This is a genomic window from Pseudomonas sp. PB120 (assembly GCF_009761815.1).
Taxonomy (GTDB): Bacteria; Pseudomonadota; Gammaproteobacteria; order Pseudomonadales; family Pseudomonadaceae; genus Aquipseudomonas.
The window spans coordinates 1-23100 of sequence record NZ_RWIN01000062.1 but is presented as its reverse complement, the minus strand read 5'-3'; the positions used below and the strand labels follow the sequence as shown (position 1 = coordinate 23100).

The window sequence follows — 23100 nt, the reverse complement described above, 5'->3', positions numbered from 1 at the left end:
CTCGCTCCCACAGGATTGTGCGCGATCCTTGTGGGAGCGAGCCTGCTCGCGATGGCGGTCTGTCAGACGCGGAAGGCCTGAACGGCGGTGTGCAGTCGTCCGCCCAGCACCAGCAAATTCTCGCCTTGCTCACGCCCCTCGCCAATCCTCAGCAAGTTATCCCCACCCAATTGGTGAATGCGCTCACTGTGATCGCGGATCTCGCTGACAGCGCCGCTCTGCTGGGCGGTAACATCGGCGATGCGCACGGCGGTGTCGGAAATGGTCTGGATCGCCCCGACGATTTTATCCAGCGCTCCATCGGCGTCCTGGGCCTGGTTTGCGGTTGCTTCAGCATGTTCGACCTGGGCGCGCATGCCTTCCACCGATTGCCGCGCGGCAGTTTGCAGGCCGGCGATCAGGGTCTGGATCTCTGCCGTGGCGCCCGCGGTGCGTTGGGCCAATGAGCGAACTTCCTCGGCCACCACCGCGAACCCCCGGCCCATTTCGCCCGCACGGGCGGCTTCGATGGCGGCGTTCAGGGCCAGCAGGTTGGTCTGGTCGGCAATCGAGCGGATCACCGTCAACACGCCGCCGATGGTCGCGGACTCCTCGGCCAGGTGTTCGATCATCTGCGCGTTGCCTTGCACTTCATCCACCAGCGCATGCAGCCCGGTGAGGCTGAGACCGATCACTTTCTGACCGTGTTCCACCGCCAGGCCGGCATGGCGACTGGCGGCGGCCGCCTGGCTGGCATCGCCGGCCACTTGCTGGATGGTCGCTTCCAGCTCGCCGAGGGAGTCGCGGATCATGGCGGTGTCGCCGGCCTGATGCTCGGCGCCACTGTGCAGGTCATTGCTCAGCTCGGCCAGGGTCCGACTGCTGCCGGCGACCTGTTCGGCGTTGAGACGAATGGTGCCCACAAGATCAACCAGATACGCCCGCAAGCGGTTGAGCGACGCTTGAATGTCGTGCAGTTCGCGGTTGGTCTTGCCCAGCTCAATGTCGCGACTGAAGTCGCCCTCGGCCCAGGTCGAAAGGGCGGGCGCGAGGTTGGTCAGGGTTCGGGCCAGGCGGCGTTGTAAGGTGTCGATGAGCAAGGCGATCAACAGGATCAGGCCGATCATCACCCCTTGCATCAGCCGCACTTCGCTCTGGATTTGTCCGTGCTGGGCGCGAACGACGGGTTCCAGCCCGGCGATGGCTTGCTGCACGGCGGCGATTTTCAGGTGGGTCGCGGCGCTGAGATCGGTACGTTTCTGGATCTGCTCGCGGGTGCGCGCCAGTTCCGAGGGGTAGCGGGTCAGCAGGCTGTTAAGGTCGCGCTTGAGCCCGACGCCGGCATCTTCAGCCACGGCTTTTTCGGTGTTTTCCAGGCCCATCAACGCCGCGAAATCGTCGGTGCCCGACTCGGTTGTGCTCGTCACGCCCAAGAGTGGCAAGGCGTTCAGCAGTTCGGCTTGAGCACGGATGTTGGTGACTTCACGCTCGACATCGGCAGCCAGTTCGCTGCGACCGCTGCTGACCAGTTTGTCCCGGGCCAGCGACAGTTTGCCCAGATGTTGAGCAGCGGCGAGTAATGGCGTCAGGTATGCCGCATTACCGTTGGCGTAGAGGCTGAGCTGATCGAGGCTCGCGCCGAGTTCGCGCTCGGCTTGCAGCAGCAGCGCTTGCGGGTCGCCCGCGAGTTTGCCGGCGGCCAGAAGATCGGTTTTGCTGAATTCATTCAGGTTCGACAGGCTGGGGCGCAAAGTCTCGGCCAGGGCCGGCGGCAGCTCGCCGAGTTCCTTTTGCAGGTTGTCGACTGCCTGGCTGGCGCTGCTCAGGCGCAGGGCATCGCCGCTGGACAGGTAATCCTCGACGTTGCGCGCCACTTCATTCTGAAATTGCTGGGACAGGCCCAGGTAACGCTCCATCAATAGATACGGGCGTTCGAGGGCTTTTTGCGACCACCAGAGTGTCGCACCGAGTGCCAGGCACACGGCGACTAAAAGCAGGGTGTTGAGATTGGTCAGCAACTTCAGGCGCATCGCGGGACTACCAACGGCAGAATGGTAAGTGCCTGAAGTTATTGCGTTTCTGTTACAGAGTTATGACTGAAGGGGGCATTTCCGATGAAAAAGTGGCACTTTGCTTTGACGTTCGCGCGGCCTGGACGCGATTGCGACCGGCGTGCTTGGCGCGATATAGAGCCTCGTCCGCCTGGCTGGCCATCATCAGGCCGTCGGAATCCTCACACAGCTCGACCACCCCGGCGCTGAACGTGCACCACAGGTCCTGGGGTTGCGCGGGGTAATGAATTTCAGCAAAGCGCTGTCGGATTTCATCGAGGACGTTGTAGGCCGCTTCGATGTCGGTGTCCGGCATGACAATCGCAAACTCTTCGCCACCGTAACGTCCGATGAAGTCGGTCTTGCGCAGACGTTGCTTGAGAAACAGCGCCAGGCTCTTGATGACGCGGTCGCCCATCGGGTGGCCGTGGCTGTCATTGACCCGTTTGAAGTGGTCGATGTCGAGCATCGCAAAGCTCAGCGGCTTGTTTTCGCGGCGGGCGCGGAATGAACAATCTTCGAGCAATTGCAGAATATGCGTGTGGTTGTACAACCCGGTGAGGCTGTCACGGACCATCCGCGCTTTCAGGTTGCGCGCCCGCGCAGCGCGGTTGCGCACGGTGGTGATCAGGTGCCGGGGTTTGATCGGCTTGGTCAGGAAGTCGTCGCCGCCTTCGCTCATGGCGTCGAGCTGCTTGTCCAGGTCGTCTTCGGCCGACAGGTAAATGATCGGCACGCTGACATAGCGGTCGTTGTGGCGGATCACCTTGGCCAGTTCGGTGCCGGTGCAAGTCGGCATGTACATGTCGAGAATGATCAGGTCGGGCTGGAAGTCCGCCAGTTCGGCCATCGCCTGAATCGGCTCAATCAAAGTCCGCGTGACGATCCCGGCGCTGTTGAGCAGGCGCTCGGTGTGCAAGGCCTGGGCACGGGAATCATCGATGATTAGCACTTTATAAGGTTCGTACTGCGCGACACAGGTCAGGACTTCGATCTTCTCCAGCAGGCTCGAGGCTTCAAGGGTGCCGGTGAGAAATTCCTGGCCACCGGCCCGCACGGCGGCGAGTCGGGTGGGTGTGTCGGTTTCGAGCAGGCTGAAAAACAGCAGGGGCAGCGGCTCATCCAGGCCGACCTGGGCTTCGGCGGCCAGTTTCAGGCCGATGCCCGGACCGCTGAAGTCCACGTCCATGACGATGGCGGCCGGTAAACGCTCAACCATCGACGAACGAAACGCCGCCGCGCTGTCCAGCGATTGGGCGCTGAGCCCGAAGAACTCAAGCTGTTTGGCCAGGCGTTCGGCACGGTCGTGATCCTGCAGCATCACGTAGATCGGCTTGCGCAATGGCGGCAGGAACGTCTGATCGTACTGATCGCCATGGCGCAGGCCGGTGCGTGACAGGCGCTGCATCAAACGATTGAGGTCGGTGATGAGGCCGCTGCTCAGGCGTCCGCGATTGGCGTCGACCGCTTCCAGCGACAGGCCGATGTGGCGTGCCAGTTGCGTATGTTCCGGTTGTTCGAAACGCTCGGCAAAACGCAGCAGGCGCAGGTTGGCCTCGCTCAGTTCCGACAGATCGGTTGTCGTCCACTCGCTGCGTTGCAGGCGCTGCCATATCTCAAGAATTTGACGTGCCTGATGAATTACCCGCTGGGCAAAGTGGTGCTTGAGGCGCTCACGGCTGGGGTCTTCTGGCTCGGTCATATCCTGACTACTAGTTAGGGTGCATGCTGAGATCGACTGGTGGCTCTATGCTAGCACCTCTTTTCGATTACATGAGTGTCGTACGTTAATAATCTGCGTTGCGGCCTCATTCAGTTTCTGACTGGTTGGTCTGGTATTGCCTGGCGCTGGTGGGTAACAGCCCGCAGGGCGGGGGGGTCAGGGATTTTCCTGTCCCTGCCAATGCAACTTTCTTGTGCCCGAAAAGCCTCATCTGTCGCGCGTTTGCGGTTTTTTATCCGCGTGATTTGGGCGTGGCAGGCCTCTGTCAGGTATCAGGGAATCCCTTAGACGCTTTTTGTGAATCATGAGCCTGCGTTTCGACGAGCACCCTCCGTTAATTTTTGGGATAAGCCCCGTGGCGGGTGCCGGTCAAAGGCACGTTGTTGTATGGTTGTGGTCGAACCGATGAACTCAAGTGATTGAAAGGATATCGCCATGCTGGACTGGAAGAACCGCGCGGGCAGCGCGCCTGAACGTGCCGCTGAGCCGAAATCGGCAGCGCGCTCTTATATAGGGGGCGTTTTGTTCAGCCGGGCGCTGGCGACGTTGATTGGTTTGTATTTGTTGGTGACGATCGCCTTGGGCTGGTATTGGAGCCAGGAGCCTGCGTTGTTCCCGGTTCAGCAAACCGCTCAGCTGGCGGCCGAGAAAGAAGGCAAGCAGATGGTGATCGGCTACACCACGGTCGAAACCCTCAAGACCGTGGCCGGTACGTTGTTGAACAAGCCGGGCGGCTACATTTCTAACGACCGCTTCCCGCCGGGACTGTGGATGGATAACACGCCGAGCTGGGAATATGGCGTGCTGGTCCAGGTCCGCGACCTGACGCGCGCCATGCGCAAGGATTTCGCCCGCTCGCAATCGCAATCGGCCGAAGACGCTGATCTGGCGAAGGCCGAGCCGCGTTTCAACTTCGACAACAAGAGCTGGGTGCTGCCCTCCAGTGAGTCCGAGTATCAGGAAGGCATCAATTCGTTGAGCCGCTATCAGGCTCGCCTGTCTGACCCGACGCAGAAAAACGCGCTGTTCTATGCCCGCGCCGACAACCTGAACAACTGGTTGGGCGATGTCGGCACCCGTTTAGGGTCGTTGTCGCAGCGGCTGTCGGCCAGTGTCGGCCGGGTCAAGCTCAACACGGCGCTGAAAACCGAAGTCGTGGTGCCGGGCCAGGTGCCGCAGGTCGACGAAGAAATCGTCGAGACACCGTGGATGCAAATTGACAACGTGTTCTACGAAGCCCGCGGTCAGGCCTGGGCGTTGTCTCATCTGTTGCGCGCCATCGAAGTCGATTTCGCCGATGTGCTGGCGAAGAAGAACGCCACCGTCAGCGTGCGTCAGATCATTCGTGAACTGGAAGCCTCGCAAGAGCCGGTCTGGAGCCCGATGATCCTCAATGGCAGCGGCTTCGGCGTGCTGGCCAACCACTCGCTGGTCATGGCCAACTACATTTCCCGGGCCAACGCCGCAGTGATCGATTTGCGTCAACTGCTCAATCAGGGCTGAGTCATGGTCGACAGTTCCAAAGAGGCCGCCCACCGCGCGGCCTCGGATGCTGAACAGATTGCCTGGGTCGACGAGCAGGACCACCTGCTCGGCGCTCTGGTCCGTTCCGACCTGCGCGAACGCGGGCTGATCGGGCGTGGCACCTACATCATGCTGTTCAATTCGGCGGGTGAGTTGTGTGTGCATCGGCGCACGCTGAGTAAAGCCATTTACCCCGGCTACTGGGATGTGGCAGCGGGCGGCATGGTGCTCGCCACCGAGACCTACGCCGAATCGGCGGCCCGCGAGCTGGAAGAAGAATTGGGTGTGGGTGGCGTGGAGCTGGTCGCCCATGATCATTTTTTCTTCGAGGACACCGGCAATCGCCTGTGGTGCTCGGCGTTTTCGGCGGTGTGGGACGGTCCGTTGATCCTGCAACCGGAGGAAGTGCTCGAAGCGCGCTTTATTCCGATCGATCAGGTCATGCTGGAAATCCAGCAAAAGCCTTATTGCCCGGACTCTCTGGCCGCGTTGAAGCGCTATCTGCGCGCACGCGGGGATGACGTCGCAAAAGAGGCATAAATTGGCGCCGATTGGCTCTTAGCAAGTCGGCTTTTTGCCGTTACACTGCGCGACCTTTTGTAGGAGCGAGCCTGCTCGCGAAGGATGCATGGGCGACACGTGCTGTCTGATGCCGCGCGTTTTCGTTGACGTCCATCGCGAGCAAGCTCGCTCCTACAGTGAAATGAATGTTGTACCGTTTCAGTAGCGCTGCCCCTGCCTGAGTGGGGCTTCGCGGTCGATGGCACCTGCCCAGGTTGCCGCGACCAGTCTTTGTCCTCCCAAGAGGATTGCCGGTGGCCAAAAAAGCCGCATCCTTCGCCGCCCTTGGTGGCCTGGTATTTTCCACCGACGCAGGTCGTCATTGCCCGGATTGCAGCAAACCGGTGGACGCCTGTATCTGCAAACAGACCGTTATCCCGGCCGGCGACGGCATTGCTCGCGTGCGTCGCGAAAGCAAGGGCCGTGGCGGCAAGACGGTGACCACCATCACCGGTGTGCCGTTGGCCGAAGACGCGCTCAAGGACCTGGCCACTGCGTTGAAGAAACGTTGCGGCACGGGTGGGGCGCTGAAAGACGGGATCATCGAAATCCAGGGCGATCACGTCGAGCTGCTCTTGGCCGAACTGGTCAAACACGGTTTCAAAGCGAAGAAGTCCGGCGGCTAGCAGCCTCTGTGAAAACCACCCTCGGCTTGACCGGTCCTGATCACCTTCAGGCCTGGCGCCGTCCACATGGTTTTCACAGAGCCTGTTCTGATCGGTTCTAAACTCAGCGCTGGATGTGAGGTCTATGCCCCTTGCATGCAGGCTAATCGTCATTTTCATACTTTAGACTGCGCCGGCCTGAACCCAGGCGACGCTCTATGACTTCTTTATAGGGGACTTCAATGTCCGTAAGACGCACACGCAAAGACGATGGCAGCCAATGGACAGTTGCGGACAGCCGCAGTGTTTACGGGATTCGCCATTGGGGGGCCGGATATTTCGCGATCAATGACGCCGGTCGCGTCGAAGTTCGTCCGAACGGTCCGACCAGTTCGCCTATCGACCTGTTCGAGCAAGTCGACCAGCTGCGCAAAAGCGGCCTGTCCTTGCCGTTGCTGGTTCGTTTCCCGGATATCCTGCAAGACCGCGTGCGTCAGCTGACCGGCGCCTTCGATGCCAACATCGAACGCCTGGAATACCAGAGCAAATACACCGCGCTGTACCCGATCAAGGTCAACCAGCAAGAAGCGGTGATCGAGAACATCATCGCCACCCAGAACGTTTCCATCGGTCTGGAAGCGGGCTCCAAGCCAGAGCTGCTGGCCGTGCTGGCCCTGGCACCGAAGGGCGGCACCATCGTGTGCAACGGTTACAAGGACCGTGAGTTCATCCGTCTGGCGCTGATGGGCCAGAAGCTGGGCCACAACGTGTTCATCGTGATCGAGAAAGAATCCGAAGTGGCGCTGGTGATCGAAGAAGCCGCCTCGTTGAAGGTCAAGCCACAAGTCGGCCTGCGTGTGCGCCTGTCGTCCCTGGCATCGTCGAAGTGGGCGGACACCGGTGGCGAGAAATCCAAGTTCGGCCTGTCGGCGGCGCAACTGCTGTCGGTGGTCGAGCGTTTCCGCGGCGCCGGCCTGGATCAGGGCATTCGCCTGCTGCACTTTCACATGGGTTCGCAGATCGCCAACCTGGCGGACTACCAGCACGGCTTCAAGGAAGCGATTCGTTACTACGGCGAACTGCGCAACCTCGGCCTGCCGGTGGACCACATCGACGTCGGCGGCGGCCTGGGCGTGGACTACGACGGTACCCACTCGCGCAACGCCAGTTCGATCAACTACGACATGGATGACTACGCCGGTGTCGTGGTCGGGATGCTCAAGGAATTCTGCGATGCGCAGAGCCTGCCGCACCCGAACATCTTCTCCGAGAGCGGCCGTTCCCTGACCGCCCACCACGCCATGCTGGTAGTGCAGGTCACCGACGTCGAAAAACACAACGACGACGTGCCGCAGATCGACAACAAGGAAGCGCTGCCGGAAACCGTGCAGTGGCTGGTTGACCTGCTCGGTCCGACCGACATCGAGATGGTCACCGAAACCTACTGGCGCGCCACGCACTACATGAGCGATGTCGCGACCCAGTACGCCGATGGCAAGCTGACCCTGGCCGAAAAAGCCCTGGCCGAGCAATGCTACTTCGCCGTGTGCCGTCGCCTGCACAACTCGTTGAAAGCCCGTCAGCGTTCGCACCGTCAGGTGCTCGACGAACTCAACGACAAGCTCGCCGACAAGTACATCTGCAACTTTTCGGTGTTCCAGAGTCTGCCGGACACCTGGGCCATCGGCCAGGTGTTGCCGATCCTGCCGCTGCACCGTCTCGACGAAGAGCCGATGCGCCGTGCGGTACTGCAAGACCTGACCTGCGACTCCGACGGCAAGATCAAGCAATACGTCGACGAGCAGAGCATCGAGACCAGCCTGCCGGTTCACGGGTTGAATGAAGGCGAAGACTACCTGTTGGGGATCTTCCTGGTCGGCGCCTACCAGGAAATTCTCGGCGACATGCACAACCTGTTCGGTGACACCGACTCGGTGAACATCTACCAGAACGCCGATGGCAGCGTGTACCACGCCGGTATCGAGACCCACGACACCATCGAAGACATGCTGCGCTACGTGCACTTGTCACCGGAAGAGTTGATGACTCACTACCGCGACAAGTGCGCCAGTGCGCGCATCACCGCTGCCGAGCGCACCCAGTTCCTCGACGCCTTGCGCCTGGGGCTGACGCGCTCTTCTTACCTGTCGTCTTGAGGTCAGTCGTTCTCATCAGGTTGTCTGAAAATGTTCCGCGCACTGTGGAAGTTTCAGATGACCTGGTAGGACGAGTCTCTTTTTTCAAGCGAAATACCCTACGTTCCCGGCTATCAAAGCCAGATGGTCTTCTTTTCTCGTAGGCCATTTCCTAAGTTGTACTTCGGCACTCTACTCGGCCATGTCTCTCAGCGAGAATCCCCGGCCGCCCCTCCTGTAGAGAATCGCTCATGTTCGATTCAGTCAACGAACCCGCATTTCGTCTGGATGTAGCAGGTCAGCCCGACACCTTTGAAGTCTTGGCCTTTACCGGTAGAGAAGCGATCAGCGAGCCGTGTGTGTTCGACGTCGATTTGCTGATCGATGACCCGGTGCTCGACCTTGCGAGCCTGCTGTACCGACCGGCTTTTTTGCGATTCGGGCCGGCAGACAACGGCATTCACGGCGTCTTGCATGAACTGGTGCTGCGCGAGCATGGCGCCGGTGCCCGACTCTGTCGTGCGCGGCTTGGGCCGAAGCTGACGTGCCTGGGGCAGCGCTTCAGTCAGCGCATGTTCAGCGCGCGCTCGGTGCCCGATATTCTGAATCAGATGCTCGTTGAACACGGCATTGTCGGCCGGCACCGCCGCTTCGAGCTGAGTGGCGATTACCCGCCCCGGGATTTCTGCACGCAGTATCGGGAATCGGATTTGCATTTTCTCCAGCGGCTGTGTGCCGATCACCGGCTTCATTACCACTTCGAGCATGACGCGCGTGGGCACTGCCTGGTATTCGGCGATGGTCAGGCGCATTTTCAAGCGGGTGAAAACGCCGTTTTCGATGTGGAGCGTGAGCATCCGGCGGTGCGGCAGTTCGAGTTGCTGTCGGCTCCTGCCACTGCGCTGTATGCCGAGGGCTGCTCGGACCTGCCGATGTTGCGCAGCGGTCAATATATGCCCCTGTCCGGGCACCCGGCCGCCGAGTGCAATCGTCGCTGGCTGCTGACACATGTCGAGCACGAGGGCGCGGAAGGGGAATACAGCAACCGGTTCCGCGGCATTCAGCACGCCTCTCCAGTGGTCTTTTCCCAGTCTGCGCGAAAGCCCAGGATGCATGGCTTGCAACGAGCCTGGGTGGTGGACGTCGATGAGGCTCAGCCCGATCCGTCGAGGCCGGTTGCCGTGCAATTTGACTGGCTCTATCAGGGTGACGGTGCCACGCCCAGTCATTGCTGGCTGCCACTGGCCGCGGAGCTGGGTGCAGCAAACGTTTCGCAACTGAGTGAAGGTACCGAGGTGGTGGTGAGCTTTGTCGACGGTGATCCGGATCAACCGTTAATTACCGGTTTTCTTCACGTTCCAGCGCCTGCCGGAGTAGCGCACTTGCCGCAGCGAGCAGCGGATTGCCCATCCGTCGACGGCCTGCTGGGGCTGCTGCGATCGGGCGAGCCCTTGACGCTGCTGTGCCTGCTGCCTGGTGGCGGCAGTTTCAGTCATTGCGCCCAGGCCGTTTGCACCTGTCGGGTGGCGACGCGGCTCAGTCAGAGCGGTGCGGCATGATCGCCGCCAGCCCGCAATGGTTGCTGCTGGATCTGCCGGGTGCGCCAAACGCCGGCACAACACTGCAACAGGCGTTCCCACAGGTTCGCCGTTTCTGGCTGTTCGACGACACGGAATGGCAGGTGCTGCGCGAACACGGGCCGGCGCTGATCGATCTGCGCACCTGCCCGCCACTGGTCGAGCCCTGCCACAGTGAACCTGATACCTGGCGCGGATTGCTGCTGTTCAGCGAGGCGTCCACCTCACAATTGCTGGCGCATCTGCGCCGCATGCTCACGGTGACGGTCGGCGTGCATCACCGGGCCTTGCTGAACTATTACAACCCGCAGACGGCCAGCTATTTTTTCGACGCCAGCGATGCCCGGGAACTGACTCGCTGGCTGGGGCCGATCAGCCGGCTGCACTGGTTTGGCGGCACCTGGCCCGACCGTGCGATCGGCAGCCAGGGCTGGCAGCAGCTGACAAACCCCAAGCTTGCCGTCGGCCCGCTGACGGACGAAGAAGAACTCAGTCCGTTTCAGCGGGACAAACTGCAAACCTGCTTGCTGGAGCATCATGCCTGGCAATGGAGCCAATCCACCGGGACCGAATACAACCGCCTGTGGTCCCACCTTCAAGAAGGCCTGGCGCTTGGCTTTAGCGAACGACCGGTGCTGGATGGCTGGCTATGGCTACGCTTGCAGTACCCCGACGCGGTGCCTGCCCGGGCATTGTCAGGGCTGACCCAGCAAGAGCGACTCGATACCTTGCGTTACCTGTGGCAAAACAACCAACCCTGAACGCGAGGTTTTACCTTGATGGCACGCAACGTCCGACGACTGTTCAAATGGGCCATCGGCGGGGTTGTGCTGCTGGCGATGACCGCGTGCTCGCCCTTGAAAATGCTCAATGCCCTGACACCCGACGGGACGTTCGACAAGACGGAGGGCATTGCCTATGGCAGTGACCCGCGGCAAAAACTCGATGTGTATGTACCGCGCCATCCGATGCAAAACAGCCCGGTGGTGGTGTTTTTCTACGGTGGCAGCTGGAACAGCGGTTCACGCGAGGACTACAACTTTGTCGGCGAGGCACTGGCGTCACGGGGGATCGTCGCGGTGCTGGCGGACTATCGGTTGTACCCGCAGGTGCGTTACCCGCTGTTTCTCGAAGATGGCGCCAACGCCGTGGCCTGGACGCACGAACACATCCGGGAGTTTTCCGGAAACCCGCAACGGCTGTACCTGATGGGGCACAGTTCCGGCGCTTACAATGTCGCGATGCTGGCGCTGGACCCAGGCTTGCTCAAAGCGGTGGGCTTGTCGCCGCGTAACCTCAGTGGCTGGATCGGCCTGGCTGGCCCGTATGATTTTTTGCCGATCAAAAATCCCGACGTACGCCCGGTATTTTTCTGGCCGGATTCGCCGCCCCAGTCCCAGCCGATCAATCACGTCAGTCGCGGTGCACCGCCGGCCTTGCTGATGGCGGCCAGCGACGATGACGTGGTCAACCCGACACGCAACACCGGCGGCCTGGCGCTGAAATTGCGCGAAGCCGGCGTGCCGGTTCAGGACTTCTATTTCTCCCGCACCAATCACGCCACGCTGGTGGCGACGCTGTCCCGCCCCCTGCGCAGCCTGGCGCCGGTGCTCGACGAGGTGACGTCGTTCGTCAACGCCACGCCGTCTCAGTGACCCAAGCCGGCGAACCAGCCGTCGTTTTTGCGCAAAAACCAGGCAATCGCGCCGAGGGTCAGGCTGCGCAACAACATGAACAGCAGGAACGTTATCCACAGCCCATGGTTGCCCAGGCCTTGCAGCGCCCAGGCGAACGGCAGCAACAGCGCCACCGTCAGCAACATGCCATTGCGCATTTCCCGAGCGCGGGTGGCGCCGATGAACAACCCGTCGAGCAGGTAACTCCAGACCGCAATCAAGGGCAGCGCGGCGAGGTAAGGCAGGTAGATGAAGGCCGTGTCGCGCACGCTTTGAATGTCGGTCTGCATCTCGATGAACAGATGCCCGGCGAACAGGAACAACGCCGCAAAGCCGACGCTCGCCAGCAACGACCAGCCGCAGGCGACCACCAGCGAGCGGCGCAGGGCCTTGCGATCCCGGGCGCCGATGGCATGCCCGCACAGGGCTTCCACCGCGTGAGCCAAACCATCCAGCGCGTGGGCGGTCAGCAGCAAACCGTTGAGCAGCAGCGCATTGGCGGCGACGGTGGCATCGCCCAACCGCGCGCCCTGCACGGTGATCAGGAAAAACACCGATTGCAGCGCCAGGCTGCGAATGAAAATGTCGCGGTTGACCGCCAGCAACGGGCGCCAGCTCTGCCACACGGCCAGCGCGGCCCAGGCGATGTGGCCGGGGTAGGCGCGCAGCGCTTTGCGGGTCAGCAGCAGGCCGATCAGCGCGCCGGTCCATTCGGCGATCACCGAAGCGCGGGCCGCACCGACCACGCCCCATTCCAGCCCGAGGACAAACCACAGGTTGAGGGCAATATTGACCAGGTTGGTGCCCAACAGAATCGCCAGCGGCGCCCGGGCGTTCTGCGTGCCGAGGAACCAGCCGACCAGCGCATAACTGGCCAGCGCCGCCGGAAGACCGAACAAGCGGGTGTGGAAAAATTCGCGGGTCAGTTGATCCAGTTCGGGCGAGGGTTGCATGAAGTGCAGCGCGACGCCGCTTAGCGGCACACCCAGCGCACCCAACAACACCGCCAGTCCCATGGCCAGCAACAGGCCCTGCAACAGAATCTGCCGCAACGCCGCGCCATCGCCTCGCCCGGTAGCCTGGGCGGCGAAACCGGTCGTGCCCATGCGCAGGAAACCCATGCCCCAGGCGAGAAAGGTATACAGGCTCGCCCCGACCGCGACGGCCCCCAATTGATGGGCGTGGGGCAAGTGGCCGATGACGGTGCTGTCGACCAGCGCCACCAGCGGCACGGAAATATTCGAAAGAATCATGGGCGCAGCCAGCGCCCAGACCCGGCGATGGGTAGGGCGGTCGCGCCAGTCGGCGATCAGGTTGGACATGCGAGCTCCTTGGGGAGCGGCATTGTAGCGGCAGGTGTGCGAAATCCGGCTAGTGGATGATCCAGCTCAGCAACCACAACCCCAGCAGTAACCAGATGATCCCCATGATGACCGACGCATTCATGAACGCCCGGATCGCCGACCACAACAGCATCAAACCGATGATCAGCGCGACAATGCTGATGATCGACGTGTCCATCCCCAGCGCCCGGGACAACCCTTCTACAAAATTGCCGCCGGCATGGCTCAACAGATTGAACAGGCCGCTAAGGCCGTCAACGATAAAGCGGATGACCGAGCCGAGCGCCTGGCCGAGCCATTCGAAAAAACTTTCTACCTGCATGTCGTTAACGTCCTGATGTAAGTGATTGAGCCTTGGGCCATTGATCGCTGTGGCGAGTTCCCTGACGTCGGGATCGTTTGATTATGGCGCAAAGATTCCTGTAGCAGCTGCCGAAGGCTGCGTTCGGCTGCGAAGCAGTCGTCAATTCTCTGTCCCTGTTCAAACTCAGGCGACTGCTACGCAGCCGAACGCAGCCTTCGGCAGCTGCTACATAGACCTTGCCTTGATGGTGGAACACCCCGAAGCTATACGCCTTCAGGAGAGCCCGATGAACCTAGTTGAACTGACCGAACGCCTGCACGCCATCCGTGACCGCAATGACTGGCGGCAATTTCACAGCCCGAAAAACCTGGCCATGGCCGCCAGCGTGGAAATGTCCGAGCTGGTGGAGATTTTCCAGTGGCTGACCGAAGACCAGTCGCGCCAGCTGCCGGCGGACAAACTGGCGCATGCCGGTCAGGAAGTGGGCGACATCGTGCTTTATCTACTGCTGCTGTGTAGCGAGTTGGGGCTGGACATGAATGAAGTCGTGCGCAGCAAACTCGCGGACAGTGAACGGAGGTTCAGCTGATGAGCGATCGTCATTTCGATCAGTTGGCGACCCGTTTCGCCGAAAAAATCTACGGCGGGGCCAAGGGCGCGATCCGCCTGGCCGTGCTGCAAGCCGACCTTGCCGAAACCTTGCCAGACCGCCCACTGCGCGTGCTCGACATTGGCGCGGGCCTTGGCCACATGTCGTTGTGGCTGGCCGAGCGCGGCCATGAGGTGACGCTGGCCGAACCGGCCGAGCCGATGCTTGAAGGCGCTCGCCAGCGCTTCGCCGAAGCCGGGCAGACCGCGACGTTCATTCAGGCCCCGTGGCAGGATTTGCTGGGTCAGCTCACCGAACCCTACGATCTGGTGCTGTGCCATGCCGTGCTGGAATGGCTGGCCGAACCCCATGCCATCCTGCCGGTCCTGCATCAGCTGACAAAGAAAGACGGCTGGTTGTCCCTGGCCTTCTATAACCGCGACGCGCTGATCTACCGCAACCTGCTCAAGGGCCACTTTCGCAAGATGCGAAAGAACGACATGGCCGGCGAGAAGCAGAGCCTGACCCCGCAACAGCCGCTTGATCCGCGGGAATTGGCGGCGCAACTTGAGGGGCTGTGGCAGGTCGAAATACAGAGCGGGGTACGGGTTTTTCACGACTACATGCCCGTGGAATTCCAGGCCCGCGCCGAGTTGGTGGATTTGCTCGAAATGGAGCTGGCCCACCGTCGCCACCCAAGCTTTGCCGGGCTTGGGCGTTACCTGCACTGGATCTGTCGGCCGGTCTGATCGGAGCGCAACATGAAGAGTCGTTCAGGGTTACTGATGATCTGTCTGGGGTTGGCCGCCTGCGAGGGCAGCAATCCTTATGTGGCGACGTCGAACCCCTTGCCACCGGCACCGCCTCACGCGGCCAACACGCTCGATCTCAGCGCCTACCCGGCGCCGACGCGCGACTATGCACACTACCGCAGCTGGGCCTGGCTCGATGGGCACTTGCCATCGGGCACCGCGTATGCGGACTCGGCGCAGGTCGCTGAAGCCGTCAGCAATGCCCTCGATCAGCGTGGCTTGCGCCCGCTGCATGACAATCGTCCGGCCGACCTGTTTGTCAGCGCAGCGTTGAGCCTGGAAACCCGCCTGCGTCAGGTCCAGGACGATTACGGTTACTACGGCGGCGGCTATGGTGGTTACAACCACTACGGCAGCGGATACGGCATGTACAACACGGTGCCGATCGTCAGGACGTATCAGGAACAAGTCGTGGTGGTACGAGTGGACATGTTCGATGCGCAAAGCGGTCAGCCCGTGTGGAGTTCCAGCGCCGAAACCGCCAGTAAAGGCAGTCAAAGCGAACAGGCGGATGCCATTCGCAAAGCTGTGGAAAAGGCGATGTCGGCGTATCCTCCCAGTTAACTGCTGTCGTCTGGAAGCAGTCCCCAGGATCATGTCTTCAACCGGAGAAATATCATGTTCCGCCGTTTCGCTTTACTGACCATGGCCGTGCTGCTCAGTGCCTGCGCAGCCAACCGGGTCAACCATGACTTCGACGCCAGCCGCGACTTTGCGGCCTATCGAAGCTGGAGCTGGAAAGAACCTGCCGTGCAATATCGCCCCGATGATCCTCGCATCAAGAGCGACCTGACCGAACAACGCATCCGCGAGGCAGTGACCGATCAACTGGACCAGCGCGGCCTGCGTCCGGCCGCCGGGAGCAAGGGTGATTTGAGCGTGCAGACCTACCTGGTCGTCGAGGAACGCCAGCAACAAGTGACCACCAACTATGGCGGTGGTTGGGGTAACCCCTGGAACGGTTACTGGGGCGCGCCGATGTACAACGAAACCCGCATAGTCCCCTATAAGGTGGCGACCATTCAGATTGACCTGCTCGATGGCAAGGACGGCAAACTGGTGTGGCGCGGCAGCGACGAACAGATGATCAGCCGCACGACCAACCCGGCGGATCGCAGCACGGCGATACACGAAACCGTCGTGCGCATATTGGCCAACTACCCACCCCACTAAACACCACAAATCCCCTTGTAGGAGCGAGCTGGCTCCGGGCGGTGTTCCGACGATGGTGTGTCAGCCGCATCGGTGTGACTGATACACCATCGCGAGCAGACTCGCTCCTACAGGGGATTTTTTTTGCCTGCGATATCGAGTAGCCAGCAACCTCGCCAACCCTTGTCTACACTGCTGTTCATCCATGGAGATCACCTTGGCAGTGCGCCGGCAAAGGAGTGCGCGATGTCTCCCCGCATGCAGTTTCGTGGCCCGGCCCGGCAACGGGGGGCGATCGGCTTGATGGCGGCGCTGACCCTGGGGCTGGTGCTGGGGTTCATGTTGCTGGTGGTCGATACCGGCAGGCTCTATCTGGAAAAGCGCAAATTGCAGCGGGTGGCGGACACCGCCGCACTCGAGGCCGTGAGCCGCGACGGCAATTGCCTGTCCGGCCTGAGTGCTGCCACTTACGCCACGCAAAGTGCCGCCCGCAACGGTTTTACCGTCAACGCCGACAGCACGCTGACTGTGAGTTGCGGCACCTTGCAGACCGGCGTCGATCACCTTCGTGCGTTCACTGCCGATGCCAGCAAATCGGCTGCCGTCCAGGTCATTGCCACCCACACCGTGCCCACCAGCATTGCCGCCGGGATTGGTGCGTTGTTGTCCAAGGGACCGGTCAGCCTTACCACCCGTCTGAGTGCTACCGCCGTGGCGGCCGAGCCCAAGGCGACCCTGGCACAACTGAGTATTCGCAGCACCCTGGTCGGCGTTGATACGGCGCGCTCGAACCTGCTGAACCCGCTGTTCTCGACGCTGCTGGGCGGCAATGTAAACCTCACGGTGGGCGGTTGGGACGGCCTGGTCAAAACCGACGTCAACCTGCTGAAGTTCATGGACCAACTGGCGATAAAGCTGGGGGTGGCCGCCGGCGACTACACCACGCTGCTCAACACTCAGGCCAGCGTGACCCAGTTCATCCAGGCCGCCGCTAATGTTCTTCCCGTTAACGGGGCCACGGCGACCGTGAAGACCGCATTGGGCAATCTGGAACTGGCTGCCACCAACGCCTCGCCGATCAAACTGGGTGATTTGCTGCAAATACAGACCGGCACGCAAGCGGCGGGGCTGGATGCCACGGTGCAGTTGTTCCAGCTGGTCCAGGGCTTTGTCCAGCTGGCGAACAAGAACAGCGCGGTGACCGCCGTGTTGCCCGTGAACGTGTTGGGATTGGCGGGCATGACCACGCGGATCAAGGTGGTACAACCGCCACAGTTTTCCGTGGTCGGCGATCCGGCCCTGGCAAAAGTGGCCCCGTTGGGCGTGAACAGAATTTACGTTCGCACCGCGCAGGTAAGGATTCTGATATCGGTGGATCTTTCGTTGATCAATGCTGTTTTGCAGACGGTGAATGGCTTGTTGCAAATCGTGGTCAACTCAATCAATGCACTTCTGTCGCTTACCTGCATTTTGAACTGCACTCAGACCGATTTCGTTCTCTTGCCTGACGGGCTGAACCTCGATATAGGGCTTGAGGCGGGAGTGGGTAGCAGCTATGTCACGGATTACAGCTGTGTAAGCTCTACCAACAAGAGTCTCACTGCGACTACCAACATTTCGGCACTGCAACTAAAAGTTGGCCGGATCGATGCTACGACTTGGCTGTCGCCCTCTGCTGCGCCGAGCCTGTCACCGCTTACCCTGTTCGATATCGGCTCAACAACTTGTCACTTGGGTAACTGCGCTGCTCGAGTACCTTTCGCCGGCGGTGGTGGCCAAATCATGATCGACAGTCCTGTGGCCGGGACCAGCGAGCCTAACTACACCTTCGCCAACCCCCATGAAATCAATGTGTCTCCCAACCCCACCCACGCGGTCTCGGTGTCCGGTGTGGTCGGCAGTCTGAAATCAACGCTCACGGGGGTTTCACTGATTTCATATCCCCCTTCGCAGACCCTAGGCGGCCTTCTAGGTTTTTTACTCAATACCTTATTGTCGACTTTATCGAATGTCCTCGGGCTGCTGGCTTCGGCCATCGGTGGCCTGATCGGGCCCTTGGTCGACCCGATTGTCGACAGCCTGCTGGAGAACCTCGGGATCGACGTCAATAAAGTCGATGTAGGCTTCAACCTGACCTGCGGACAAAAAGGCAAAGCCTACTTGATGATCTGATCGTCCTCGATAATCGGCAGCTCGATACAAAACCGTGCGCCTTCGAGGGCGTTGCTCACGCTTAGCCGACCGCCCATGTTTTCGACGATGCCGTAACTCACCGACAACCCGAGCCCGGTGCCGACACCCACCGGTTTGGTGGTGAAAAACGGTTCGAAAATCCGTTCCAGCAGCCGGGGGTCGATGCCGCCGCCGTTGTCCTCGACCCACAACCTGACCGTTGTTTTATCGCAGTCGGCGTGTACCGAGATCCACGGATTGAAGTCGCGATCGGCCTCGCGTTTGCTCAGCAACGCATCCCGTGCGTTGACGATCAGGTTGATCAACACCTGTTCCAGCTGATCAACGTACCCGCGCACCTGCACTTCAAACCCGGTCTCGCTGACGCGCAGCTCAACGCCTTTGCCCCGCATACCTTCGGCTAGCAATGACAGCGTGCCTTCGATGGCGTGCGCCGGATTGAACGGATGTTGCTCGACCTCGGAGCGGCGGCCGAACACACGCATGTGATCGACCACGCGTGCAGCGCGCTGAACCTGGGCATCGATGCGGTTGAGTTTGTCGGTGAGGTAGTCAACCTGCACATCGCCATTGCCCAGGCGCTTGAGCACATTGACGATGGCCATGCGCATCACGTTCAGCGGCTGGTTGATTTCATGCGCGAGCCCGGTCGCCATCTCGCCGAGGGTGGCCATTTTCGCGCTTTGGGTGAGTTGCTGCTGGGAGCGCCGGACCTCGGTGTTGTCGCGGCCCACCGCCTGAATTTCCAGCAAACGACCCTGATCGTCGAACACGCCGCGATCCGACCAGACCCACCAGGCATGTTCCCGACCGGGCAATTGCAGATTTATTTCGGCGGTGCTGACCGGTTGCTCGGGGCTCAACTGGCTGAGCCGCAGGAGGAAGGCCTCGCGCTGAGCATCCGACATCCAGCTGCCCAGGTTCACCCCCGGCAACGCGTCGGGCGAGCATTCCAGGTACGTCGCCAACGGTCGATTGCCGAAGGTCAGGCTCAGGTCCGGGCGGTAGCGGCAGATCATCGCCGGGGAGTCTTCCACCAGGATCCGATAGCGTTCCTCGCTCTGTTTCACCTGCTCGGCGGCCAGGGTCGCTTCGGTGACGTCCAGCCACAGGCCGACGGCTTCCACGGGCAGGCCAAGGTCGTCGCGCAACAGCTTGGCTTCATCCAGCAACCAGTGGTAATCGCCACGGCTGTCGCGCAGCCGATAGCGGGCGCGCACCGAACCTTCGCGCAGCAAGTGTTTGGTGCGCTCGAAATAGCGGTCACGGTCTTCCGGGTGCACCCGTTCCACCAGCGCGCCGGCGCTGCAATCGGCGAGGGTCCAACCGAGCAATGGCAGCAGGCTGTCACTGAAAAACGTCGGTTGCAGCGCACCTTCGACATAGCGCTGCACGTAAATCACCGCTGGGGAACTGGCGATCAGGTTGTCCAGCCGGGCATGGGCTGCCGCGGCATTCTGTGTCTGGTTTTTGATGTCGCTGATGTCGAGCATGAAGCCCACCAGCCGCCGGTTTTTACCGGTGCCCAGGGCCTGGCCCTGCAAGCGATACCAGATCGGCGCGTTGGCCAGGCGCACACACAGCAGCAAAGGCGTGCCTTCATTCTGCAGGTCTTGCAGGCGGCTGTGCAGTTCTTCGCGGTCGGCGGGGTGCACTTGATCGAGCCAGTCGGGCAGCGGCAAACGGGCGTTGGCCAGGTTCAGGGTGCTGGCCAGCGACGGCGCGAGTTGCACCTCGGCACTCTCACTGAAGACCTCCCACCAACCGGTACCGAGCAAGGCTTGCAGCGATTCGAAACGTTCGAGTTGCAGGTGGTGCCGGTGTTCGCGCAGGCGTTCCAGCAGCGGCCCGGCGAGGGCGGCAGCGAATTGCAGCCAGTCACGCTCGCCGAGTTCGGGCGCACGTTGCTGCACCGGGTAAGCACCGCAGAGCAACCAGGCGGCCACACCCTGCGCATCGTGATAGGGCACCGCAAGGCCTTCGTTATTGCCGAAGGTGCCTTGCAGGCGAGAATGCTCGCCAAGGCTCACGTGTTGCGGCACGCAGCCGTTCAAGCTGTCGAGCCCCGTGCCCAGGCGCTGACCGTTGTGCCACAGCGCGGGTGCATTGAAGGCGGTGAAGTGCTGGTGAACCTGCCAACCCTGTTCTTGCTCGTCGAGCAACGCCACGGCCAGGCACGGGATCTGCAAACGCTGGGACAGGACTTGAAGTTGTTCCAGCAAGACGTCGGACAAGCGCGACAGGCTGCACAGGCGCAATTGTTCGCCGATCTGCGCCGCGAGTAACTGGCACTGTTCGCGGCTGCGCGCTTGTCGGCGTTCGAGTAACAAGTCGCCAATATCCAGCAACTGCAATAGCCAGGCATCGGCCAGTGGCTGGACCCAGCCGCGCAGGTGCAGGGGATGTCCGTTGAGGCTGTAGAAATCCAGGTCCAGCGTCTGCCCCTGCCAGTCGGCGGGCGGGCCTTCGACGGCCATTTGGCTGTGGGGCATGAGGAGACGATGCAGGTGCGGCGTCTGCGCGGTGGGCATCTGCTGGGCCAGTGCATGGCGCAATGGGCCAGTCAGGTGCGTGACCCGACCTTCGGCATCCAGATGCACCTGCAAGCCGACGCTCTGCACACTCAAAGGCGCCGGCGCGAGCACTGGCACGGGCGGATGGCGGTTGAGCAGGCGCCCGAACAGTTTGTCCCCGGCACTCAAAATTGCAGGCTCGAACTGGCGGTGAGACTGGCCGGGAGATTAGGCACCGGGCCGATGCCCGGCAGCACCAGGAACGGAATGACTGCTTTCAGTTTGCTGGTGGGGTAGTTGATGCTCACTTTCAAGACGCCGCCGACGTAGGTGGCACTGGCGTCGGTGGCGACATTGAATTTCAGTGCGTTGGGAATCCAGGCCAGTTGCCGGGTCAGTTCCGTGGTGGCGACGGTCAGGATCTCCGTGGCGTAGCCGGGGGTGTTGGTGTCGAGTGCCACGCTGCGACGCACGGCTTCGGCGGTCGACTGGTTGAACGATTGCACCAGCAACAGCGGCAGGCTGTACGCCACGACGCCATAAAACACCGCAAAAAAAATGACGAACACCAAGGCGAACTCAATCGCGGCGGCGCCTTTTTGTTTGCGTGGGAGGTTTGTTTTCATGAGTGCGTCTACCCTGACTGTCACTGCGTAATGTCAGCATAGAATCATTCAGCCAAAACGGACGCTTTTTACCGAATGCAAAGTTTTATCCTTCTGATCTGGCTGACGCTGTGCGCCGTGCAGGATGCCCAAGAGCGCCACATCGCCAATGGCTTGACCCTGGGCGCAGGCGGGCTGGCGCTGGCGTATCTGGGGTGGACCGGCACCACGTGGCTCGGTGCCGACGCGGTGCAGGGTGGGTGGGCTTTTTTGCTGGCGCTGGCCTTTACCTTGCCCGGTTATGCGTTGCGCCGCGTGGGCGCGGGCGATGTGAAACTGATGGGCGCGCTGGGGCTTGCGACGGACGGTCTGCATGTGCTCGGCACATTTATCGGCGCTGGAATTGCCAGTGTGCTCTGGCTGCTGCTGGCGCCAAGAGTCTGGCTTTTTATGAGTCAAGGGCTTAGGGATCGTCTTCGATACCTGGGCCCGGGAACGTCAAACAAACAGCCATTCGCCCCCTTCGTGTTGACGGGTTTTTTGCTGACGCTCGCCTGGCTTCATTAGTCGCCTCTCATATGTACAGAGTCGGGAAGTCCGTCTACTTTCAAAGCAGTCGTTGTACAGCCTGAGGTTGGCGGTACAGGAGCGGCCAGCCTTTGGCCTTGCAGGGAGTCGCACGTGAAGAAGGTTACTTCAGCTGTAAAAGTTCTTGTGGTCGATGACCAGCCGTTAATCGTCGAAGAACTTTGCGAGTTTCTGGAGAGCAGCGGTTATCGCTGTGTGCCGTGCGAGTCCAGCAGCCAGGCCATCGCCCGTTTCAGTGAAGACCTGAGCATCGGCCTGGTGCTCTGCGATTTTCACATGCCCAGAATGGATGGCATCGAGCTGGTTCAGGAGCTGCAACGGTTGTCCGGAAAGCATCGGGCCTTCGAGGCGATCATGCTGACCGGGCGCGCGGACAAGCAGGATGTGATCAAGGCGTTGCGGGCCGGGTTTGCCGACTATTATCAGAAACCGATTAATCTGGATGAATTGCTCGACGGCATGCGGCGTCAGGAAGAGGCGTTGCAGGAGCAGCAAAAGAGTCTGCAGCTGGGGCATTTGAATCAGAAGCTGCAGTACCTGTCCGAGTCGATCGATGATTTGTATCAGGACCTGGACAAGGTTCGGCGCACGCCGCAGGCGGCGGATGCCTCTGATAGCGAGGTCAGTGATCGGGATCGGTTGGAGATTCCGGCGATTTTCAATCAGCTCTCGCCACGGCAGCTGGATGTGGCGCGGTTGGTGGGGAAAGGGCAGACCAATTATCAGATTGCCTGTGAGTTGGGGATTACCGAGAACACGGTGAAGTTGTATGTGTCGCAGGTGTTGCGGTTGACGCATATGCATAACCGGACGCAGTTGGCGTTGGCGTTGTCGCCCAGCAGTTCCGGGTTGCGGCAGCGCGTTACGGCGCACTGATTTTTCTGTTTAGGGTACATATCCGTTTCTTCGGTAACGGCTGCTTAGGGTTTCGCCCTTACGGCGACTCACTTTTTTTTCAAACGCCAAAAAAAAGTAAGCAAAAAAAGGCTCGCCCCAAGCGTCCGGCCCCTCGCTAAAGCTCGGCGTTCCTTCGCTCCGGTATCCATCCGGGGACACTGCCCTCCGGTTGGCTTCGCTGCACCTGCATGCAGCGTGTTCGACTGCGTCGAACGGCGCTGCGCGCCACTCCCCGGATGAACACCTCCACTCAGCCTCCCGACGGGGCGGGTG

General features: G+C 61.0%; 20 protein-coding genes. 14 read left to right on the top strand and 6 right to left on the bottom strand.

Annotated features, from left to right (window positions below; all coding sequences use genetic code 11):
• Nucleotides 1–62 precede the first annotated feature (62 nt).
• A complete protein-coding gene (locus EJA72_RS29695) occupies nt 63–791 on the bottom strand; it encodes a methyl-accepting chemotaxis protein (protein ID WP_372240702.1) in 729 nt (242 codons plus the stop codon).
• Between the two features lie 1270 nt (nt 792–2061).
• On the bottom strand, nt 2062–3732 hold the full coding sequence (gene gcbA, locus EJA72_RS12990) for a diguanylate cyclase GcbA (protein ID WP_157711842.1): 1671 nt from the start codon (nt 3730–3732) through the stop codon (nt 2062–2064).
• 456 nt (nt 3733–4188) lie between these two features.
• Between gcbA and EJA72_RS12985 the strand changes: the two genes are divergently transcribed.
• The 7 genes from EJA72_RS12985 (at nt 4189) to EJA72_RS12955 (ending at nt 11810) form a co-directional block, all read left to right on the top strand.
• Nucleotides 4189–5256 (top strand): DUF2333 family protein, encoded by a 1068-nt coding sequence (locus EJA72_RS12985; RefSeq protein ID WP_157711841.1) that lies wholly within the window; start codon nt 4189–4191, stop codon nt 5254–5256.
• A gap of 3 nt (nt 5257–5259) precedes the next feature.
• Nucleotides 5260–5817 carry an NUDIX hydrolase gene (locus tag EJA72_RS12980; RefSeq protein WP_157711840.1) on the top strand — a complete coding sequence of 186 codons (558 nt, stop codon included), beginning with the start codon at nt 5260–5262 and terminating at the stop codon, nt 5815–5817.
• Nucleotides 5818–6092: 275 nt separating this feature from the next.
• Nucleotides 6093–6464, top strand: coding sequence for a translation initiation factor Sui1 (locus EJA72_RS12975; protein WP_178129343.1), 372 nt, complete (start codon nt 6093–6095; stop codon nt 6462–6464).
• A gap of 221 nt (nt 6465–6685) precedes the next feature.
• On the top strand, nt 6686–8599 hold the full coding sequence (speA, locus tag EJA72_RS12970) for an arginine decarboxylase (RefSeq protein WP_157711838.1): 1914 nt from the start codon (nt 6686–6688) through the stop codon (nt 8597–8599).
• Between the two features lie 230 nt (nt 8600–8829).
• Nucleotides 8830–10137 carry a type VI secretion system Vgr family protein gene (locus EJA72_RS12965; RefSeq protein WP_157711837.1) on the top strand — a complete coding sequence of 436 codons (1308 nt, stop codon included), beginning with the start codon at nt 8830–8832 and terminating at the stop codon, nt 10135–10137.
• Nucleotides 10134–10916, top strand: a complete 783-nt coding sequence (locus EJA72_RS12960; RefSeq protein WP_157711836.1) for a DUF4123 domain-containing protein — start codon at nt 10134–10136, stop codon at nt 10914–10916. The genes EJA72_RS12965 and EJA72_RS12960 overlap by 4 nt, the downstream gene beginning before the upstream one ends.
• Nucleotides 10917–10934: 18 nt before the next feature.
• Complete coding sequence (locus EJA72_RS12955; protein ID WP_157711835.1) at nt 10935–11810, top strand: alpha/beta hydrolase; 876 nt, start codon at nt 10935–10937, stop codon at nt 11808–11810.
• On the opposite strand, the gene EJA72_RS12950 is transcribed toward EJA72_RS12955, so the two are convergent.
• On the bottom strand, nt 11804–13153 hold the full coding sequence (locus EJA72_RS12950; protein ID WP_157711834.1) for an MATE family efflux transporter: 1350 nt from the start codon (nt 13151–13153) through the stop codon (nt 11804–11806). The two genes, EJA72_RS12955 and EJA72_RS12950, sit on opposite strands and share 7 nt — an antisense overlap.
• 49 nt (nt 13154–13202) lie before the next feature.
• On the bottom strand, nt 13203–13496 hold the full coding sequence (locus EJA72_RS12945; protein ID WP_157711833.1) for a hypothetical protein: 294 nt from the start codon (nt 13494–13496) through the stop codon (nt 13203–13205).
• A gap of 268 nt (nt 13497–13764) precedes the next feature.
• Between EJA72_RS12945 and EJA72_RS12940 the strand changes: the two genes are divergently transcribed.
• The 5 genes from EJA72_RS12940 to EJA72_RS12920 all read left to right on the top strand — a co-directional run bounded on the left by EJA72_RS12940 (nt 13765) and on the right by EJA72_RS12920 (nt 18203).
• Entirely contained in the window at nt 13765–14067 is a 303-nt protein-coding gene (locus tag EJA72_RS12940) for a MazG-like family protein (protein WP_007951009.1), read from the top strand.
• Nucleotides 14067–14816: a methyltransferase domain-containing protein gene (locus EJA72_RS12935; protein WP_157711832.1), complete on the top strand. Its 750-nt coding sequence runs from the start codon at nt 14067–14069 to the stop codon at nt 14814–14816. Before EJA72_RS12940 ends, EJA72_RS12935 begins: the two co-directional genes overlap by 1 nt.
• Nucleotides 14817–14828: 12 nt before the next feature.
• Nucleotides 14829–15443 (top strand): DUF4136 domain-containing protein, encoded by a 615-nt coding sequence (locus EJA72_RS12930; RefSeq protein ID WP_157711831.1) that lies wholly within the window; start codon nt 14829–14831, stop codon nt 15441–15443.
• 54 nt (nt 15444–15497) lie between these two features.
• A complete protein-coding gene (locus tag EJA72_RS12925) occupies nt 15498–16052 on the top strand; it encodes a DUF4136 domain-containing protein (RefSeq protein ID WP_157711830.1) in 555 nt (184 codons plus the stop codon).
• 225 nt (nt 16053–16277) lie between these two features.
• Nucleotides 16278–18203 (top strand): pilus assembly protein TadG-related protein, encoded by a 1926-nt coding sequence (locus tag EJA72_RS12920; RefSeq protein ID WP_157711829.1) that lies wholly within the window; start codon nt 16278–16280, stop codon nt 18201–18203.
• On the opposite strand, the gene EJA72_RS12915 is transcribed toward EJA72_RS12920, so the two are convergent.
• Together EJA72_RS12915 and EJA72_RS12910 are read right to left on the bottom strand one after the other, a co-directional pair.
• Nucleotides 18188–20926, bottom strand: a complete 2739-nt coding sequence (locus EJA72_RS12915; protein WP_157711828.1) for an ATP-binding protein — start codon at nt 20924–20926, stop codon at nt 18188–18190. The genes EJA72_RS12920 and EJA72_RS12915 overlap by 16 nt on opposite strands.
• Nucleotides 20923–21363: a TadE/TadG family type IV pilus assembly protein gene (locus EJA72_RS12910; RefSeq protein ID WP_157711827.1), complete on the bottom strand. Its 441-nt coding sequence runs from the start codon at nt 21361–21363 to the stop codon at nt 20923–20925. Before EJA72_RS12910 ends, EJA72_RS12915 begins: the two co-directional genes overlap by 4 nt.
• A 75-nt stretch (nt 21364–21438) precedes the next feature.
• Between EJA72_RS12910 and EJA72_RS12905 the strand changes: the two genes are divergently transcribed.
• Together EJA72_RS12905 and EJA72_RS12900 are read left to right on the top strand one after the other, a co-directional pair.
• Nucleotides 21439–21909 carry a prepilin peptidase gene (locus EJA72_RS12905; RefSeq protein ID WP_157711826.1) on the top strand — a complete coding sequence of 157 codons (471 nt, stop codon included), beginning with the start codon at nt 21439–21441 and terminating at the stop codon, nt 21907–21909.
• Nucleotides 21910–22023: 114 nt separating this feature from the next.
• Entirely contained in the window at nt 22024–22806 is a 783-nt protein-coding gene (locus EJA72_RS12900) for a response regulator transcription factor (protein ID WP_178129342.1), read from the top strand.
• Nucleotides 22807–23100: the final 294 nt, after the last annotated feature.

Coding starts and splice junctions, on each gene's coding strand:
- EJA72_RS29695 (WP_372240702.1), bottom strand. CDS start 791: ATGATCCGCGACTCCCTCGGCGAGCTGGAAGCGACCATCCAGCAAGTG.
- gcbA (WP_157711842.1), bottom strand. CDS start 3,732: ATGACCGAGCCAGAAGACCCCAGCCGTGAGCGCCTCAAGCACCACTTT.
- EJA72_RS12985 (WP_157711841.1), top strand. CDS start 4,189: ATGCTGGACTGGAAGAACCGCGCGGGCAGCGCGCCTGAACGTGCCGCT.
- EJA72_RS12980 (WP_157711840.1), top strand. CDS start 5,260: ATGGTCGACAGTTCCAAAGAGGCCGCCCACCGCGCGGCCTCGGATGCT.
- speA (WP_157711838.1), top strand. CDS start 6,686: ATGTCCGTAAGACGCACACGCAAAGACGATGGCAGCCAATGGACAGTT.
- EJA72_RS12965 (WP_157711837.1), top strand. CDS start 8,830: ATGTTCGATTCAGTCAACGAACCCGCATTTCGTCTGGATGTAGCAGGT.
- EJA72_RS12960 (WP_157711836.1), top strand. CDS start 10,134: ATGATCGCCGCCAGCCCGCAATGGTTGCTGCTGGATCTGCCGGGTGCG.
- EJA72_RS12955 (WP_157711835.1), top strand. CDS start 10,935: ATGGCACGCAACGTCCGACGACTGTTCAAATGGGCCATCGGCGGGGTT.
- EJA72_RS12950 (WP_157711834.1), bottom strand. CDS start 13,153: ATGTCCAACCTGATCGCCGACTGGCGCGACCGCCCTACCCATCGCCGG.
- EJA72_RS12945 (WP_157711833.1), bottom strand. CDS start 13,496: ATGCAGGTAGAAAGTTTTTTCGAATGGCTCGGCCAGGCGCTCGGCTCG.
- EJA72_RS12940 (WP_007951009.1), top strand. CDS start 13,765: ATGAACCTAGTTGAACTGACCGAACGCCTGCACGCCATCCGTGACCGC.
- EJA72_RS12935 (WP_157711832.1), top strand. CDS start 14,067: ATGAGCGATCGTCATTTCGATCAGTTGGCGACCCGTTTCGCCGAAAAA.
- EJA72_RS12930 (WP_157711831.1), top strand. CDS start 14,829: ATGAAGAGTCGTTCAGGGTTACTGATGATCTGTCTGGGGTTGGCCGCC.
- EJA72_RS12925 (WP_157711830.1), top strand. CDS start 15,498: ATGTTCCGCCGTTTCGCTTTACTGACCATGGCCGTGCTGCTCAGTGCC.
- EJA72_RS12920 (WP_157711829.1), top strand. CDS start 16,278: ATGTCTCCCCGCATGCAGTTTCGTGGCCCGGCCCGGCAACGGGGGGCG.
- EJA72_RS12910 (WP_157711827.1), bottom strand. CDS start 21,363: ATGAAAACAAACCTCCCACGCAAACAAAAAGGCGCCGCCGCGATTGAG.
- EJA72_RS12905 (WP_157711826.1), top strand. CDS start 21,439: ATGCAAAGTTTTATCCTTCTGATCTGGCTGACGCTGTGCGCCGTGCAG.